This is a genomic window from Thioalkalivibrio thiocyanoxidans ARh2, from assembly GCF_000385215.1.
GTDB classification, from domain to species: domain Bacteria; phylum Pseudomonadota; class Gammaproteobacteria; order Ectothiorhodospirales; family Ectothiorhodospiraceae; genus Thioalkalivibrio; species Thioalkalivibrio thiocyanoxidans.
Map to the genome: position 1 here is coordinate 1 of NZ_ARQK01000045.1, position 14,559 is coordinate 14,559.

Sequence of the window (14,559 nt, forward strand, 5' to 3'; positions counted from 1 at the left end):
CCTTCGAGCCGTGAACCCGGGTTGGGTCGCTCCCCGCCCTGTGGGATACTGCGGCCCCGTATCCGGCTAAGGGAAACACTGATCAATGTACACGTTCGCGCTCGAGTCGCTTTTGCGTGCGAACAAGGCGCGGTGACTGCCGTGCAGTCATTCTGCACAAGGGAGCCGCAACGCCGTTCCCGCGCAAAAGCGGCCGAGCCCCTTCGGGGTTGGTACCCCAGGTTCCCCGATCCTGCGTTGCGCCGCTTGCGGGTAGAACCACTACCCGCTGCACGACGCGCCTTGTCTCGGAAAACCTGGGGTGCCAACGTGAACGTGTACATTGATCAGTGTTTCCCTGGGTAGGGCAACGGGTCGGAAACCATCGCTGCAAGCATCGGGAGGCATACCGTGGACGAGAATCGCAAGAAGGCCCTGACCGCCGCACTGGGGCAGATCGAACGCCAATTCGGCAAGGGCGCGGTGATGCGCATGGGCGATCAGCAGGCGGTCGACGTGCCGGCCGTGTCCACGGGCTCCCTGGCGCTGGATATCGCGCTGGGCATCGGTGGCGTGCCGCGCGGGCGCGTGGTGGAGATCTACGGTCCGGAATCCTCGGGCAAGACGACCCTGACCCTGCAGGTGGTGGCCGAGGCGCAGAAGCTGGGCGGTACCGCCGCGTTTGTGGATGCCGAGCACGCGCTGGACCCGACCTACGCCGAGAAGCTGGGCGTGAACGTGGACGATTTGCTGGTCTCGCAGCCGGATACCGGCGAACAGGCGCTGGAGATCGCCGACATGCTGGTGCGCTCCGGCGCGGTGGACGTGGTGATTGTCGACTCGGTGGCGGCGCTGACGCCCAAGGCGGAGATCGAGGGCGAGATGGGCGACTCCCACGTCGGCCTGCAGGCGCGGCTGATGTCGCAGGCGCTGCGCAAGCTGACCGCCAACATCAAGCGCTCCAACACGCTCGTCATCTTCATCAACCAGATCCGCATGAAGATCGGCGTGATGTTCGGCAGCCCCGAGACCACCACCGGCGGCAACGCGCTCAAGTTCTACTCCTCCGTGCGCATGGACATCCGCCGTATCGGCGCGATCAAGAAGGGCGACGAGGTGATCGGCAACGAGACCCGCGTGAAGGTCGTGAAGAACAAGATGGCGCCCCCGTTCAAGGAGGCGTACTTCGAGATCCTCTATGGCGAGGGCATCTCGCGGGTCGGCGAGATCATCGAGATGGGCGTGAAGGAAGGCCTGATCGACAAGGCCGGCGCCTGGTACAGCTACAACGGCGAGCGGATTGGTCAGGGCAAGGAGAACGCCCGCCAGTACCTGAAGGACAACCCGCACATCGCCGAAGAAGTCGAAAAGACCCTGCGCGAACGCCTGCTGCCGAAGCGCAACAAGGCCCCGGCGGAGGACGCGCCGGTCGATGCCCCGGTCGAGGAGCAAGGCTGACCCGGCCGATCCCGAGGCCGCGCTGGAGGCGGGCCTGCGGTTGCTGGTCCGGCGCGAACACTCCGCGCTGGAACTGGCCCGCAAGCTGGCCGAGCGCGGCTTCGAGCGGGATGCGGTCGATACCGCGCTCGAGCGTGCGCGCGAGCTCGACTACCTGAGCGACAGCCGCTACGCGGACTTCATCGCCCGCCACCGCACGGAGCAGGGCTACGGCGAGCAGCGCATCCGCGCCGAACTCGCCCACAACGGCATTGGCAGCGACACCGTCAATGCCGCCCTCGACGCGCTGGAGGTCGACTGGACCGACCAGGCCCGCGGCCAGCTCGAACGCCACTTCCGCCACCCCCCCGATACCCGCGAGGACGAGGCCCGCTACTTGCGTCACCTCGCCGGCCGCGGATTCCCCGGCGGCGTCGCCCACCAGGCCCTCGCCGCTTGGAAGGAATCATCATCCATGGACTGATGTGGGAGCGGGCTTGCCCGCGAATGCTCCTGCGTTTTTCGCGGGCAAGCCCGCTCCCACAAACATGGCCCGAAGGCGGGGGCGGCAATACGCGGGTTGGGGGCTTGCGTGATAGGATTCCGGTTTTGACCCCATATCCAACCGGAACCGCATGAAAAGCGCCGACATTCGCCGGAGTTTCCTCGAATTCTTCGAAGGGCATGGTCATACGATCGTGCCCTCCAGCCCGCTGGTACCGGGGAACGACCCCACGTTGCTGTTCACCAATGCGGGGATGGTGCAGTTCAAGGATGTGTTCCTCGGCCGCGAGAAGCGCCCGTACAGCCGCGCGGTGTCCAGCCAGCGCTGCGTGCGCGCCGGCGGCAAGCACAACGACCTCGAGAACGTTGGCTATACCGCACGGCATCACACCTTCTTCGAGATGCTGGGCAACTTCAGCTTCGGCGACTACTTCAAGCGCGATGCGATCCACTACGCCTGGCAGTTCCTGACCGAGACCATCGGCCTGCCGCCGGAAAAGCTGTGGGTCACGGTCTACGAGACCGACGACGACGCCTACAACGTCTGGGCGAACGAGATCCAGGTCCCGGCCGAGCGCATCGTGCGCATTGGCGACAAGCCCGACGGCGGTTCCGACAACTTCTGGCAGATGGGCGACACCGGCCCCTGCGGCCCCTGCACCGAGGTCTTCTACGACCACGGCCCGGAGGTCGAGGGCGGCCCGCCCGGCTCCCCGGACGAGGACGGCGACCGCTACATCGAGATCTGGAATCTGGTGTTCATGCAGTACGACCGCGACGCGGACGGCACGCTGAACCCGCTGCCGCGCCCGTCGGTGGATACCGGCATGGGCCTGGAGCGCCTGGCCGCGGTGCTGCAGGGCGTGCACTCCAACTACGAGATCGACCTGTTCCAGGACCTGATCGCGGCCGCCGCGCGCGTGACCGGGGCGAAGGAGCAGGACTCCGCCTCGCTGCGCGTGATCGCCGACCACATCCGCTCCATCGCCTTCCTGATTACCGATGGCGTGCTGCCGTCGAACGAGGGCCGCGGCTATGTGCTGCGCCGCATCATCCGCCGCGCCGCGCGCCATGGCTTCAAGATGGGCGCGCAGGACGCCTTCCTCTACCAGATGGTCGGCGACCTGGTGCGTGTGATGGGCGAGGCCTTCCCGGAGCTGGCCGAGGCGCAGGCCCAGGTCGAGAAGGTGCTGGAGAAGGAGGAACGCAAGTTCCTGGAGACGCTCGACAAGGGCATGAAGATCCTCGAGGACGACCTGCGCGATCTCGAGGGCAAGGTGATCCCGGGCGAGACCATCTTCCTGCTGTATGACACCTATGGCTTCCCGGTGGACCTGACCGGGGACATCGCCCGCGAGCGCGGCCTGGAGCTGGACATGGCGGGCTTCGAGTCCGCGATGGCCGACCAGCGCGCCCGGGCCCGCGCGGCGAGTCACTTTTCCATGGACGATGGCGGCCTGCCGCAGGTCGATGTCGAAACCACATTCTCCGGCTACGAGACGGTCGACGACGAGGGCCGCGTGGTCGCGCTGTACCAGAACGGCGAGCCGGTCGAACGACTCGAGGTCGGCGCCGAGGGCCTGGTGGTGCTGGACCGCACGCCGTTCTACGGCGAGTCCGGTGGCCAGGTCGGCGATGTCGGTACGCTCAGCGGTTCCGGCGTGCGCTTCCAGGTCGCCGATACCCGCAAGCAGGGTGCGGCGCATATCCATGTCGGCCAGGTGCGCGCCGGCACGCTGGAGCTCGGTCAGACGCTGCAGGCCGCGGTGGAAGGTCCGCGCCGCGAGAACATCCGCCGGCACCACTCGGCCACGCACCTGCTGCACAAGGCCCTGCGCGACCAGCTGGGCGATCACGTACAGCAGAAGGGCTCGCTGGTGGATGCCGAGCGCCTGCGTTTTGACTTTACCCATATGGAGCCGCTGACCGACGAGCAGATCCGCTCCATCGAGGCACAGGTCAACGCCGAGATCCTGGCCAACGAGGCCACCGATACCCGCGTGATGGACATCGAGTCGGCGATGGAGTCCGGCGCGGTCGCGCTGTTTGGCGAGAAGTACGGCGACCAGGTGCGGGTGCTGAAGATCGGCACTTCCGTGGAGCTGTGCGGCGGTACGCACGTGGACCGCACCGGCGATATCGGACTGTTCCGCATCACCTCCGAGGGCGGGGTGGCCGCCGGTATCCGCCGCATCGAGGCGGTGGCCGGCGAGGTCGCCCTGCGCTGGGTGGACGAGCAGCTCGGGTATCTGGACGCGATCGCCGACCGCCTGCGCGCCGGGCGCGGCGAGGCGGCCGACAAGGTGGCCCAGCTGCAGGAGCGCTCGCGCGAACTGGAAAAGCAGATCGACCAGCTCAAGGGCAAGCTGGCCAGCCAGGCCGGCAGTGATCTGGCCTCGCAGGCGCAGGAGGTCGGCGGGGTTCAGGTGCTGGCCGCGAAGGTCGAGGGCGTGGAGCCCAAGGCCCTGCGTGACATGGTCGACCAGCTCAAACAGAAGCTGGGGCAGGCCGTGGTGGTGCTGGGCACCGCCACCGGCGAGGGCAAGGTCAGTCTGGTGGCCGGGGTGACCAAGGCCGAGACCGAGCGCTTCAAGGCGGGCGACCTGGTGGGTCACGTCGCGGCGCAGGTGGACGGCAAGGGCGGCGGCCGCCCGGACATGGCGATGGCCGGCGGTCAGAGCCCGGACAAGCTGGAGGCCGCGCTGGCCTCGGTCGCCGACTGGGTGCGCGAACGCGCCTGAAGCGGATTCGTCATCGCAGGGCGCACAGTTCTGCCGCGTCCGGCTTGAGCGTCCCCGGCCCTGGCTTGGTATTGGGGGTGCGTCCGGGGATTGCCACGGCCCCTGCGGGGCCTCGCAATGACGACCCGAATGATGTTTAATGCGCCGCCTTTCCGGGTGGCGGTGAATGGAATCTGTCAATGGCGTTGCTGGTACTGAAATTCGGGGGCACCTCGGTGGGCACCACCGAGCGCATCCAGGCGGTCGCGGAGCGGGCGCTGAAACTGCGCGAGCAGGGGCACCAACTGGTGATCGTCGTCTCCGCGATGAGCGGCGAGACGGATCGCCTGCTGGGGCTCGCCCATGCGCTGAATCCTCGGGCCGATGGCCGCGAGCTGGACGTGCTGCTGTCCACCGGCGAGCAGGTCACGATCGCCCTGCTGTCGATGGCGCTGGAGGCGCAGGGCTGCCCGTCGCGCTCCTATACCGGGGCCCAGGTCACGATTCGTACCGACAGCGCGCACAACAAGGCACGGATCCGCAGTATCGACGATGCCCGTGTGCGAGCGGACCTGGAGGCGGGTCGGGTGGTCGTCGTGGCCGGGTTCCAGGGTGTGGACGAGCACGGCGCAATCACCACGCTGGGTCGCGGCGGTTCGGATACCACGGCGGTGGCGCTGGCCGCCGCGCTGAAGGCCGACGAGTGCCGGATCTACACGGATGTGGACGGCGTCTATACCACCGATCCGCGCCTGGTGCCGAATGCGCGACGCCTGCACAGTGTCACCTTCGAGGAGATGCTGGAGATGGCGAGCCTCGGTTCCAAGGTGCTGCAGATCCGCGCAGTGGAATTTGCTGGCAAGTACAACGTCCCTCTTAGAGTGCTGTCCTCGTTCGAGGAAGGACCGGGGACTCTGATTACCACGGAGGAGGATGCGCAGGTGGAACAGGCGCTGGTTGCGGGTATCGCGTTCAATCAGAACGAGGCCCAGCTGACGGTTCAGGGCGTCCCCGATCAACCGGGGGTCGCGCATCGCATCCTCGGCCCGATCGCGGAGGCCAATATCGAGGTGGACATGATCGTGCAGAACGTGGGCGCGGATCAGACCACCGATTTCACGTTCACGGTCCACCGCAACGACTATGACAAGGCGCTCGCGATCCTGCAGGATGCCTGCAAGGCCCTGAACGCGCGCAAGGTCTCCGGGGATACCCACATCGTGAAGATCTCGGTGGTCGGGGTCGGGATGCGTTCGCATGCCGGGATTGCCAGCAAGATGTTCCAGGCACTCTCGCGCGAGACGATCAACATCCGGATGATTTCCACCTCCGAGATCAAGATCTCGGTGGTCGTGGATGAGAAGTACCTCGAACTTGCAGTACGCGCTCTGCATGATGCCTTTGAACTTGAGCATGAACCTGTCGGTCAACAGGAGGACGGTTAAGGATGACAGACCGTAAAACGGTTACCGGACGACCGACTGCGTCCGACACAGGCACTGCGGAGAAGAGCATGCTCATTTTGACTCGACGTGTGGGCGAGACCCTCATGATCGGCGAGGACGTTTCCGTCACCGTCCTGGGGGTCAAGGGCAATCAGGTTCGTATCGGGATCAACGCGCCTCAGGACGTCGCCGTCCACCGTGAGGAGATATTCCAGCGTATTCAGCGTGAATCCAACGTGGCGGACGATGATCAGGGCTCGTCTGGCGGTGGGTCCGCACCGGGAGGGAGCGTGGCGGCTTCCTCGCGCGACGACTGACGAGGGTTGCCAGGCCCGGCGGTCCCAGCGACCGCCGGGCCTTTTCTTTATGGGCACAAGTCCGTATGCTGTGCCGCGCATTCCGGAGAGTTGGCCGAGTGGTCGAAGGCGCTCCCCTGCTAAGGGAGTATGGGTCAAAAGCCCATCGAGGGTTCGAATCCCTCACTCTCCGCCACCTATTCAGTAAAATCAGTGGGTTATGGGCGTCCTGTCGGGGCGTCCCCCGCTGTATCCCCTAACGATCGGACTGGCTGCTTTCCCTGTTCCCAACCACAGGAGAAAGACCATGACCGAAGAAACACCCATGACCGATAACGACCTGGTGGACCAGGCCGACGATATGATGCGCCACCTTCAATCCATGCAGTCGATCTGTACCAAGATCATCTGCGAGTGCGAGCAGGACAACGCCGATATTCCGCTCTTTGACCTGTTCGGCGAGGCGTTCAAGGATGCCCGCGCGCTCGTTGAGCAGCTCCAGTCCGCCGTGGGCCGCAAGTAGCAGGCACAAAAAAACCCCGCGGACGGAGGACTGGCAAGGTCTCGTCTGCGGGGTTCACCGGGATTGCGGAGCGCGGCTCCCGGCGGGCCGCGTTGGGGGCCTGGCTACGCGCCCGTTAACATCTCGAGGCCGTCTTCGTTCACCCGAACCTGAATGGCCCGCAGGATCTCCCACATGAACGCTTCGAGGTGCGGCTGCAGGCCGTCGCCCTCGATCTTGATGGCGGCATCGCCGCGTTGCATGGCGTCTGTCCGGGCCTGCAGGTTGCGGATATGCTCGTCGAGCATCTTCATCTGGCGCTGGTGCGCTTCCTCGCGGATCTGATTCTCTCGGTCGATCTGGCTCTTGATGTCCAGTCGATCCCAGGCGGACGAATCGCCCAACTGCCCGAACAGGCTGCCGAGCATTTCAGCGGTGCTGTCCATGGTGTTGTTGATGGAGTCGAAGGCCGCCTCGACCTGTGCGGTCTGCGCCTCGAGTTCGGCCACATTCATCTGTGCCTCGAACTCCATGTAACGGATGCGCTCGTTACTGGCGAGCTCCTCCAGGGCGATCTGGAGCTTGTCCGACTGCTTGGCAGCCTCCTCCGTTGAGGTCTTGGCGCGGTCCATCGACTCGCCAACCGCGGGGCCCACCTGCGTGAAGGTGCGCACCCCGTCTTCCATCGTTTCGACCCACCGCCGGTTGCTTTCCTCGGTGCCGTCGATGATTTCCTTGGTCTCGCCGATCTTTCCGGTGGTCGCGTCCCATTGCAGGCCCTGCGCCTCGAACTGCTCGGTCAGCAGCCGCTTTGACTCCCGGGCCATATCATCGGCCGCGGTCATCTCGTTAACGATGCGGTCGTAGTCGCGCCCGGTGTCCTCCAGGGACTCCTTGCTCTTGTCGAGGTCTTCCGAGGCCTTGAGGCTGGTGCGGCCCATGTTCTCGGTCGCGACCGTCAGATCCTCCATCGGGTGGATCAGGTCGTAGATCAAGCCGCCGAGGTTACCGGAGTCCGTGAAGCGGTCGATCAGGGCGTCGATGCCGTCGCCGATCATGTCGCCGACCATCCAGCCGCCAGCCCCAGCGGCACCCACTGCCCCGAGGCGCGACAGGGCGCCGGCCAGGCCGCTGGCACCCAGTGCCGTGGTCAGTTGGCGGGTGGAGTTGATCAGGCCCACACCCTGAGCCGCGACCATCACGAACAGCAGCTTTTCGAACAGCGGGAGGAGCATGTTCACCTGAGTGACAATGCCCGCCATGTTGCCGATGGTGCGGAACAGGCTGTCGTCGAGGGAGGCCGCCCCAGACCCGACGTCGACCAGCAGGTCGAATAGGAACCGGAACGACTCGATCACGCCCGCGGTGAACTGCGACAGGCCGGCGAAGGCGTCGGCAATGGTGGTCATGGCATCGGCGAGGCCCTCGGCGCTGCTCAGGTCCTGGTTCTGGAACAGGTTCTGTACACCCTCGCGCAGGGCCTCGATGCCCCGCTCGAAACCGGACAGGTCCGCCAGCTCCAGGGCCTCGCCCATGTTCTCGGCAATGGTTCGCAGCGTGGCCTCGGTGTCGGACATGATGCCCTCGACCACGCCCACCAGGCCGCCAAGCTGCCCCTGCTGGACGTTCTGCCCCACCGCGTTGAATACCGCCGCCAGCGCGCCGGTGACGCTGCCGTACTGGTCCAGCAGCGGGCCGCCGATCTCGATCGCCATGCCGCGCATGGCGTTGATCACGCGCTGGTTGTTTTGCTCGACCGTGCCAGCCATGTTCTCGAAGGCCTGGCCGGTGGCTCCGGTGTTGTCCTCCATCGCCCGCAGGGTGTCGCCGAACGCGCCCGCGCCCTCGCCGGTCAGCGTGAGGACCGCGCCCAGCGCCTGGACCGAGCCAAACAGCTGCGACATCTGCTCGGTGTTGCCGCCGGTGGCCTGCGCCACATCGTCGAGCACGCCTTCCAGCCCGCGGGACTCCAGCGCCGCCGCCCCGAACTCGATACCGAGATCGGCGGCCATGGTCCGGGCCTGCTGGGTCGGGTTGATGATGTTCGCGATGGCCTGGCGGACCTGCGTCACGGCCTGGCTGGTCGGGGTGCCCGCCGCCGTCAGCGCCGCAACGGCCGACAGCAGTTCCTCGAAGTCGACGCCGGCCGACGCGGCGAGGCCCGTCACCTGCGCCAGCGACGATCCCAGCTCCGGCAGCGTGGTCTGGCCCTGCCGCACGGTGGTGAACAGCGCATCGCTGAACCGCTCGGCCTCGTCCATCTCCATGCCGTAGGCATTCAGGCTGGACACCAGCACCGTGAGGGTGTCGTTCAGATCCGCCTTGCCGGCCACCGCCAGCTGCTCGGCCTGCGCGACCGCCTCGATGGCATCGGTGTAGTCCACACCCGCCGAGATCGCCGAGTAGATCGCGGTGGTGACCTGCTCGAGCGGCTGCGTGGATTCGTTGGCGTAGTCGAGAATGCCCTGGCGGAACTCGTCCAGGGCCCCGATCGGCTCGTCGATCAGCGTGGTGATCTCGCGAAAGGCGCTGTCGAAGTCGCCCGCCGCCTTGATGCTGAACGCGGTGATGGCCGCGCCCGCCGTCAGCAGCGCTGCCTCTACCTGGACCGCACGCTTGGTGAAGTCGGCAATCGGGGCCGTGGCGGACTGCAGGCTGTTGGTGAAGGACTGCGCGTTGCGGAGCGCGGCCTGCGTGGCCTCTCCGGTTCGATCGATCCCCTGAAAGATGAGCTCTACCGTACTCGAGCGGTCAGCCATTGCATTTCTCCGGTGGGGCCAGGCGTTCAAGCTGGTCGGCCAGGCCGGCCATGGTTTCGTGAATGATCGTCTCGACCCCCTCGGCTTGCTCAGGTGTCACCAGGCCGCGGCGTTCAAGATCGTCGGGCAGACTGGCGAGGCGCTGGCGGATTCGACCAAAGGCGGTGGCGACCGCTTCCTCGACTTCTCCAGCCGGGATCAACCCACCGGCGCGCTGGTCGGCTTCCATCTGACGCAGCCGCGCAAGTGCCGCCTCTTTGTCCGCCCTGGCCTTGTTGAATCGCTCGCTGTGATCGCTCACGTTCGAGCCTTTGGGCCGCCCTGCGCCGGGTCGTTTACCGCCGTGTCCGTTCATACGATTGATTCTCAATCAGGTTTTCGGGAGCGAATTTAGTCGAAACCTGCGGTTTTCTGCGTACCCGCCTGCTGGGCCCTCACAGGGTCCCCCTACGCCGCATCCCTCGGCAGCCGGCCCATCGCCTGCAGTTCTTTGCGCACGCCATGTACACGCCGCTCGCTGAGTCCCACCAGCAGGGACACCGTGCGCACCGGGATCTTGTTGCGCAGGGCAATTTCGATACGGTGCGTGGTCTGGTCCCGCAGGGGGGGGAGGCTCACGTTCCCGCCGCCGAATGCCTCGGCAAGCTTCTCGACCGCCTCGTCATCCATCACGGACCGCAGCCAGTGATGGGGGGGAGGGTTGGCCGGGACAAAGAACGTCATCCCGCCGCGGACAATCGCAAGCTGGTGGGCGGCCTGGAATCCGACCGCATCGGCGATCTGTTGGAGTACGTGCTGTGTGCTCATGCTGCCACCCCCAGGCCCGCTGCCCGAGCTTCCCCTCGGAGCGCGTCGGCTTCTTCCTGGAGCTGCTGAATCTTCGCGTCGATCTCGGCCAGCTCGCCCTCGCGCACGTCGCCATCGGGGGCGTCTCCCAGGGAATCGGCAAACGCTTTCACCCGGTCGAGGAGCATGTCGCCACAGGACCACGCCAGCAGTCCCGTGATGGTCTCCGGGTTGATCTTGTAGTTCTCGCCTGCGCCGCTGTCTGCCCCGAACAGCACCGCGAACAGTTGAGCCGCATGGTTGCGGTTCGCTGATTCCCGCAACTGCATATTGGCGGCCCCCTGCAAGTGGTCGGTGCGCGGTGGGCGCAGCAGCTTGGCCGCAGTACTGCCGTTGAGCTTGCCGAGTCCGTTTTCGCGCTGCCGGCGCTCGAAGTCTTCCGCCTCAGCGCGGATCGATTTCTCCGCGACCTTGAGGATTTCGGCCTTCGTGGCGCGGCTCGAGTTGAGCTCCTGGCGCTTCTGTTGCAGGGCTGCGATCTCGTCGCGCTTGCCCGCCAATGCCTGCTCGATCTGCTGTTGCAGTTGCGCACGGCTGCCCTGTAGATCGGCCAGGGCGGTGGAGAAGTTCTTTTTCGCTGGCATGGGATTACCTCGTCGCTTCGTCGATCAGGTGGAGGCACAGGTCATCGAGGCTGCAAAGCAGCTCGGTGTGGCCCTGGTCGTTTCGCCGCATCTCGAACTTCGGCGGTTCGCCCCGGGAATGCCGGGCGGCCACTTCCTGCGCGGATAGCCCCAGCACAGCCCCGACTTCCTCGAGGTTCAGCCAGGATTGCGCGGCGTCGACATCATCCGGCCGGAGGTTGTTGGGCGAGAGCTTGTTGAGAATCGAGCGCCGGACCACCTTGCGAGCTGACCTTGAAACCTTCACGCGCTCCAGCGTCTCCGCCTTGGGGCGTTCGCTCGGGCGGCCGCGATTCTTGGTCAGGTACTGGGCAGCCGGACCGGTCGGGGTCAGATCCCTCGGGTCCGGCTGCGGTTTGAACTGGCGGGTCTTGATCGGCATCACTGGCCTCCAGAAGTTTGGGTGTAAGCCTCGAGCTCGGACAGCATCTTCTTCTCGGACTCGAGCTCGACTTGCATCTTTTGCGCCTGGAGCCGCTTGACCTGTTCATCGCCGGTGAGCTTTTGGAATGCCGCCTGATAACTCCGATCGGCCTCCTCGGCCTTCGCTTCCAGCTTCGCCAGGTCGAATTCATGCCTGCGCAGCTTCTCGTTGTTTATCAAACACTCCGCATCCAGGAGGGCCTGCCGTCTTTTCAACTCAGCGAGGGGGTGTTCCTGCTTTTCCGCGTTCTGTTCGAGAACATCATTGACCGCCTTGTCGATTCCTTCCCGGAGCGCCTTCACCCCCTCCTCGGACAGCTTGTGTTCGGTCGCCGTGATGGACTCCGCAAGACTGGAAAGATCGGCACGTAAATCGTCGATCTCCGCGGCGACGCTGTTTTCAACATCAATCTTTTCCTCGGCGAGCGCGTGGATCGCTTTGTCGCCCAGGCCGCGCCGCAATCCATCTGCCGTGATTTCATGGGTCTGGCGGATCAGGTCCACGCGGGAGAACAGAAATGGTCGTTTCATCGGGCCGCCTCCTGGTGACGGTTTCGCAGTGCGATCGCATACGCGACGGCGAAGTCGATCTGTGCTTTCAGTTCGGGAATATTCATGCGTTGCACCCCCGTTGCTTGAGCAGCTCCATCGCGACCCCGATCCCGCGCTTCAGATTCGAGACGCGCGGGTCGAGGATCGTCCAACGGCTGTCACCGGCGGCCTGGAGTGCTTTCAGGGAAAGGTTGAGGTTCAGCCCCTCGATCCAGGAGGCCAGGGCCTTGTCTCGGGTCGTGAGGCTGGGGTCGTGCGCGGCTTCGTTCAGCCGCTCGCTGAAGTATTTGACGATCTGGTCGTGCTGGCGGCGGTATTCGCTGAAGGATTTGATCGGTTCGATCTGCGGGGTCCTGCGCAGGTAGTACTTCTTGCCCGCTTCCTCGGAAGCGAACATCTCGGCAGTGTGCCGGTGAAGCATGCGCTCGGTCTGATTGGCGTGGTCCATAGAGCCCCCTCTATTGATAGTCATGGTCTATCAGATTGGCTGGTGTGTCAAGATTCAGACCATTGATTCTGCTGGATTTTTGGTCCGGTTAAGGGTCCGGTTTAGGTCCGGTTAGGGTCCGCTTGTCCGGTTAAGGGAGTCCGGTCCGGTCCGGTTTCCTTTAGGAACCGGACGGACCGGACTTCCGGACCCTCGGATAGGCAAACCCGTGGTCAATGAATACCAGGTCGGAATCGAGGCAGGCCCGGCGAACATCGGACCATCGTTGCTTCGGCATACCAGCGTCCCGGCATTGCTGTTGCCACTCGGATACCTCAACCCGTGCGGTGTCTGGATCGAAGCCCCCGCGCTCAAGGGTCGCCCGCCTGGACTCATACAGACGGGCCAGCTCGTCCAACGCCAGCTGCTTCCATTTGCCCTGGCGGCCTGAAGGTTTGGCGGGCGGCTCATACGTCGTGGATACCAAGGCCGCAGACGTGACCTCGCGCCCGTCGTGGTGCTCGATACCCAGGGGCACGCTGCGCAGCTCGAACGCCAGGGGCTGGGGAAAGGGTGCGTCCTTCATCTTGGAGGCCTCCACGCGAACCGTGCCGGCTTCGTCCTTGTCCGCTCTGTACTCGGCGTCCAGGGCACCCCGCAGGGCGGTAGCCCCTCGGGCACGCCCTTTGTCCGCGTGGCCGCTGTGGTGGACGAGGAGAACCGTGCAGGAGTACCGCGTGCGTATGCGATCGGCCGCCTGGACGAATACGCCCATGTCGCTGGTGCTGTTCTCGTCGCCGGGTCCAAAGTTGCGGGCCACGGTGTCGATCACGACCAGGGCGGGCGGCCCGTCAGTCGGCACCGCGTCGACCGCTGCCACGACCGCCTGCGCGGAATCGGGATCGCACAGGGCTGCGGCCGCGCTGGAGACGTAGAGCGGCGCGTCTGCGGTGCTGTGGCCCGTGTGGGTCTCCCATGCCACGAAACGGCGCTTCAGGCCGTTGTGGCCCTCGCCAGCGACGTAGATCACCGGGCCCTGCGTGGTGGGATTGCCGTGAAAGTCCGCACCGGTGGCGATACAGCAGGCCAGGTCGACCGCGAGAAACGATTTCCCGCAGCCGGGGTCGCCGAATACCAGGGCCAGGGACTCGGCTTCCAGGTAGTCGCGCACCAGGAACCGGGGTGGCCTGAATTCGAGTTCCGACACGTGCAACAGCTTGAACCGCGGCTCCGTCCGCTCGACAGGAATCACCACGGTTTCAGGCATGGCGCACCTCCGGCACGAACAGGGTTCCGGATTCGTCCAGCACGCGCTCGACACCATCCCGCAACAGGGCGGCGATCAGCCCGCGCACCTGCGCGCCTTCGGCTGGTCCCGTGCGAACCACAAGCACTGGATCATGGCCTCGGCACGCGCGCCAATCCAACGCGGCGGGATCTTCCTCGGGTGGGGCGACCAGGACTACGTGGCTCGGTCGCTGACGGGCCCATTTCCACGCATGGGGGCCTGTGGCGACCCAAACGGTGCGCGGCGGACGGCTCAGGGCTTCGGCGTAGCGCTTGGCATACGGAGGCGCTTTCCGGGTCATGGGCGCGCCTCCGTTGCCAGTGCAGCCTTTAGGGCTTGCAGGAATCGCAGGATGGCCCGCTTGCGCTCAGGCCCCTTGGGATGGAAGCCGATGATGTGGGCGCGGACCCAGGCGGTGCGAAAAGCGTCTTCGGTGCTATACTCGAAATCGAGCACTTGACCGTGTTGCTCGCCCCCCGCGCCCCGAGCCGTCCCACCGGCCGGGGCGCTTCCTTTTGCGGCATTCATTCCGTACCCCCTGCGCGGCGCGCTTCCCAGGCCTGCAGGTCTTCGAGTCGCCAGCGCGTACAGCGCGGCCCCAGCCGGACCGGCTCGGGGAAGTCGCTGGACTTCAGCCAGTACCAGGGAGTTTTCGGGTGGACGCCATACCTGCGGGCAATGTCGCGCTCGGACAGGTAGACGGGATCTTGTACGTTGTCGGGCATCTCTGTCTCCGTCGTCTTGGGTGGTGACGGGTA

At 65.5% G+C, this 14,559-nt stretch carries 15 protein-coding genes and 1 tRNA gene; 7 read left to right on the top strand and 9 right to left on the bottom strand.

The genetic code is table 11. The features are described 5' to 3' along the window. Nucleotides 1–390: 390 nt before the first annotated feature. The 7 genes from recA to G372_RS0105180 all read left to right on the top strand — a co-directional run bounded on the left by recA (nt 391) and on the right by G372_RS0105180 (nt 6,904). Complete coding sequence (recA, locus tag G372_RS0105150; RefSeq protein WP_019624483.1) at nt 391–1,437, top strand: recombinase RecA; 1,047 nt, start codon at nt 391–393, stop codon at nt 1,435–1,437. Beyond that, a complete protein-coding gene (locus G372_RS0105155) occupies nt 1,412–1,900 on the top strand; it encodes a regulatory protein RecX (protein ID WP_019624482.1) in 489 nt (162 codons plus the stop codon). Before recA ends, G372_RS0105155 begins: the two co-directional genes overlap by 26 nt. A gap of 151 nt (nt 1,901–2,051) precedes the next feature. After that, nucleotides 2,052–4,661: an alanine--tRNA ligase gene (alaS, locus tag G372_RS0105160; RefSeq protein WP_019624481.1), complete on the top strand. Its 2,610-nt coding sequence runs from the start codon at nt 2,052–2,054 to the stop codon at nt 4,659–4,661. Nucleotides 4,662–4,840: 179 nt separating this feature from the next. Beyond that, nucleotides 4,841–6,085 (top strand): aspartate kinase, encoded by a 1,245-nt coding sequence (locus tag G372_RS0105165; protein WP_018865274.1) that lies wholly within the window; start codon nt 4,841–4,843, stop codon nt 6,083–6,085. Nucleotides 6,086–6,153: 68 nt separating this feature from the next. Then, nucleotides 6,154–6,402, top strand: coding sequence for a carbon storage regulator CsrA (gene csrA / locus G372_RS0105170; protein ID WP_018865275.1), 249 nt, complete (start codon nt 6,154–6,156; stop codon nt 6,400–6,402). A gap of 84 nt (nt 6,403–6,486) precedes the next feature. Then, a tRNA-Ser gene (locus tag G372_RS0105175) sits at nt 6,487–6,577 on the top strand. A 111-nt stretch (nt 6,578–6,688) separates the two neighbouring features. Continuing rightward, on the top strand, nt 6,689–6,904 hold the full coding sequence (locus G372_RS0105180) for a hypothetical protein (protein WP_019624480.1): 216 nt from the start codon (nt 6,689–6,691) through the stop codon (nt 6,902–6,904). Between the two features lie 104 nt (nt 6,905–7,008). Here the strand turns inward: G372_RS0105180 and G372_RS0105185 are convergent, their stop codons facing one another. The 9 genes from G372_RS0105185 to G372_RS0105240 form a co-directional block, all read right to left on the bottom strand. Then, nucleotides 7,009–9,642 carry a phage tail tape measure protein gene (locus tag G372_RS0105185; RefSeq protein WP_019624479.1) on the bottom strand — a complete coding sequence of 878 codons (2,634 nt, stop codon included), beginning with the start codon at nt 9,640–9,642 and terminating at the stop codon, nt 7,009–7,011. Then, nucleotides 9,635–9,997, bottom strand: coding sequence for a DUF1441 family protein (locus tag G372_RS0105190; protein ID WP_244263186.1), 363 nt, complete (start codon nt 9,995–9,997; stop codon nt 9,635–9,637). Before G372_RS0105190 ends, G372_RS0105185 begins: the two co-directional genes overlap by 8 nt. Before the next feature lie 92 nt (nt 9,998–10,089). After that, on the bottom strand, nt 10,090–10,449 hold the full coding sequence (locus G372_RS0105195; protein ID WP_019624477.1) for a hypothetical protein: 360 nt from the start codon (nt 10,447–10,449) through the stop codon (nt 10,090–10,092). Beyond that, a complete protein-coding gene (locus G372_RS0105200; RefSeq protein WP_019624476.1) occupies nt 10,446–11,072 on the bottom strand; it encodes a hypothetical protein in 627 nt (208 codons plus the stop codon). Before G372_RS0105200 ends, G372_RS0105195 begins: the two co-directional genes overlap by 4 nt. A gap of 4 nt (nt 11,073–11,076) precedes the next feature. Then, entirely contained in the window at nt 11,077–11,493 is a 417-nt protein-coding gene (locus G372_RS0105205; RefSeq protein WP_019624475.1) for a hypothetical protein, read from the bottom strand. Continuing rightward, entirely contained in the window at nt 11,493–12,065 is a 573-nt protein-coding gene (locus G372_RS0105210) for a hypothetical protein (protein ID WP_019624474.1), read from the bottom strand. Before G372_RS0105210 ends, G372_RS0105205 begins: the two co-directional genes overlap by 1 nt. Nucleotides 12,066–12,147: 82 nt before the next feature. Continuing rightward, nucleotides 12,148–12,534, bottom strand: a complete 387-nt coding sequence (locus tag G372_RS0105220) for a hypothetical protein (RefSeq protein WP_019624472.1) — start codon at nt 12,532–12,534, stop codon at nt 12,148–12,150. Between the two features lie 160 nt (nt 12,535–12,694). Beyond that, on the bottom strand, nt 12,695–13,780 hold the full coding sequence (locus G372_RS0105225) for an AAA family ATPase (RefSeq protein WP_019624471.1): 1,086 nt from the start codon (nt 13,778–13,780) through the stop codon (nt 12,695–12,697). 545 nt (nt 13,781–14,325) lie between these two features. Beyond that, nucleotides 14,326–14,526 (bottom strand): helix-turn-helix transcriptional regulator, encoded by a 201-nt coding sequence (locus G372_RS0105240; RefSeq protein ID WP_019624468.1) that lies wholly within the window; start codon nt 14,524–14,526, stop codon nt 14,326–14,328. Between the last annotated feature and the right edge of the window lie 33 nt (nt 14,527–14,559).

Excerpts from the sequence above, each read along its gene's own strand:
- G372_RS0105195 (WP_019624477.1), bottom strand. The coding sequence starts at position 10,449 with ATGAGCACACAGCACGTACTCCAACAGATCGCCGATGCGGTCGGATTC.
- G372_RS0105180 (WP_019624480.1), top strand. The coding sequence starts at position 6,689 with ATGACCGAAGAAACACCCATGACCGATAACGACCTGGTGGACCAGGCC.
- G372_RS0105165 (WP_018865274.1), top strand. The coding sequence starts at position 4,841 with ATGGCGTTGCTGGTACTGAAATTCGGGGGCACCTCGGTGGGCACCACC.
- G372_RS0105210 (WP_019624474.1), bottom strand. The coding sequence starts at position 12,065 with ATGAAACGACCATTTCTGTTCTCCCGCGTGGACCTGATCCGCCAGACC.
- G372_RS0105240 (WP_019624468.1), bottom strand. The coding sequence starts at position 14,526 with ATGCCCGACAACGTACAAGATCCCGTCTACCTGTCCGAGCGCGACATT.
- G372_RS0105200 (WP_019624476.1), bottom strand. The coding sequence starts at position 11,072 with ATGCCAGCGAAAAAGAACTTCTCCACCGCCCTGGCCGATCTACAGGGC.
- G372_RS0105225 (WP_019624471.1), bottom strand. The coding sequence starts at position 13,780 with ATGCCTGAAACCGTGGTGATTCCTGTCGAGCGGACGGAGCCGCGGTTC.
- csrA (WP_018865275.1), top strand. The coding sequence starts at position 6,154 with ATGCTCATTTTGACTCGACGTGTGGGCGAGACCCTCATGATCGGCGAG.
- G372_RS0105205 (WP_019624475.1), bottom strand. The coding sequence starts at position 11,493 with ATGCCGATCAAGACCCGCCAGTTCAAACCGCAGCCGGACCCGAGGGAT.
- G372_RS0105185 (WP_019624479.1), bottom strand. The coding sequence starts at position 9,642 with ATGGCTGACCGCTCGAGTACGGTAGAGCTCATCTTTCAGGGGATCGAT.
- G372_RS0105190 (WP_244263186.1), bottom strand. The coding sequence starts at position 9,997 with ATGAACGGACACGGCGGTAAACGACCCGGCGCAGGGCGGCCCAAAGGC.
- G372_RS0105155 (WP_019624482.1), top strand. The coding sequence starts at position 1,412 with ATGCCCCGGTCGAGGAGCAAGGCTGACCCGGCCGATCCCGAGGCCGCG.
- G372_RS0105220 (WP_019624472.1), bottom strand. The coding sequence starts at position 12,534 with ATGGACCACGCCAATCAGACCGAGCGCATGCTTCACCGGCACACTGCC.
- alaS (WP_019624481.1), top strand. The coding sequence starts at position 2,052 with ATGAAAAGCGCCGACATTCGCCGGAGTTTCCTCGAATTCTTCGAAGGG.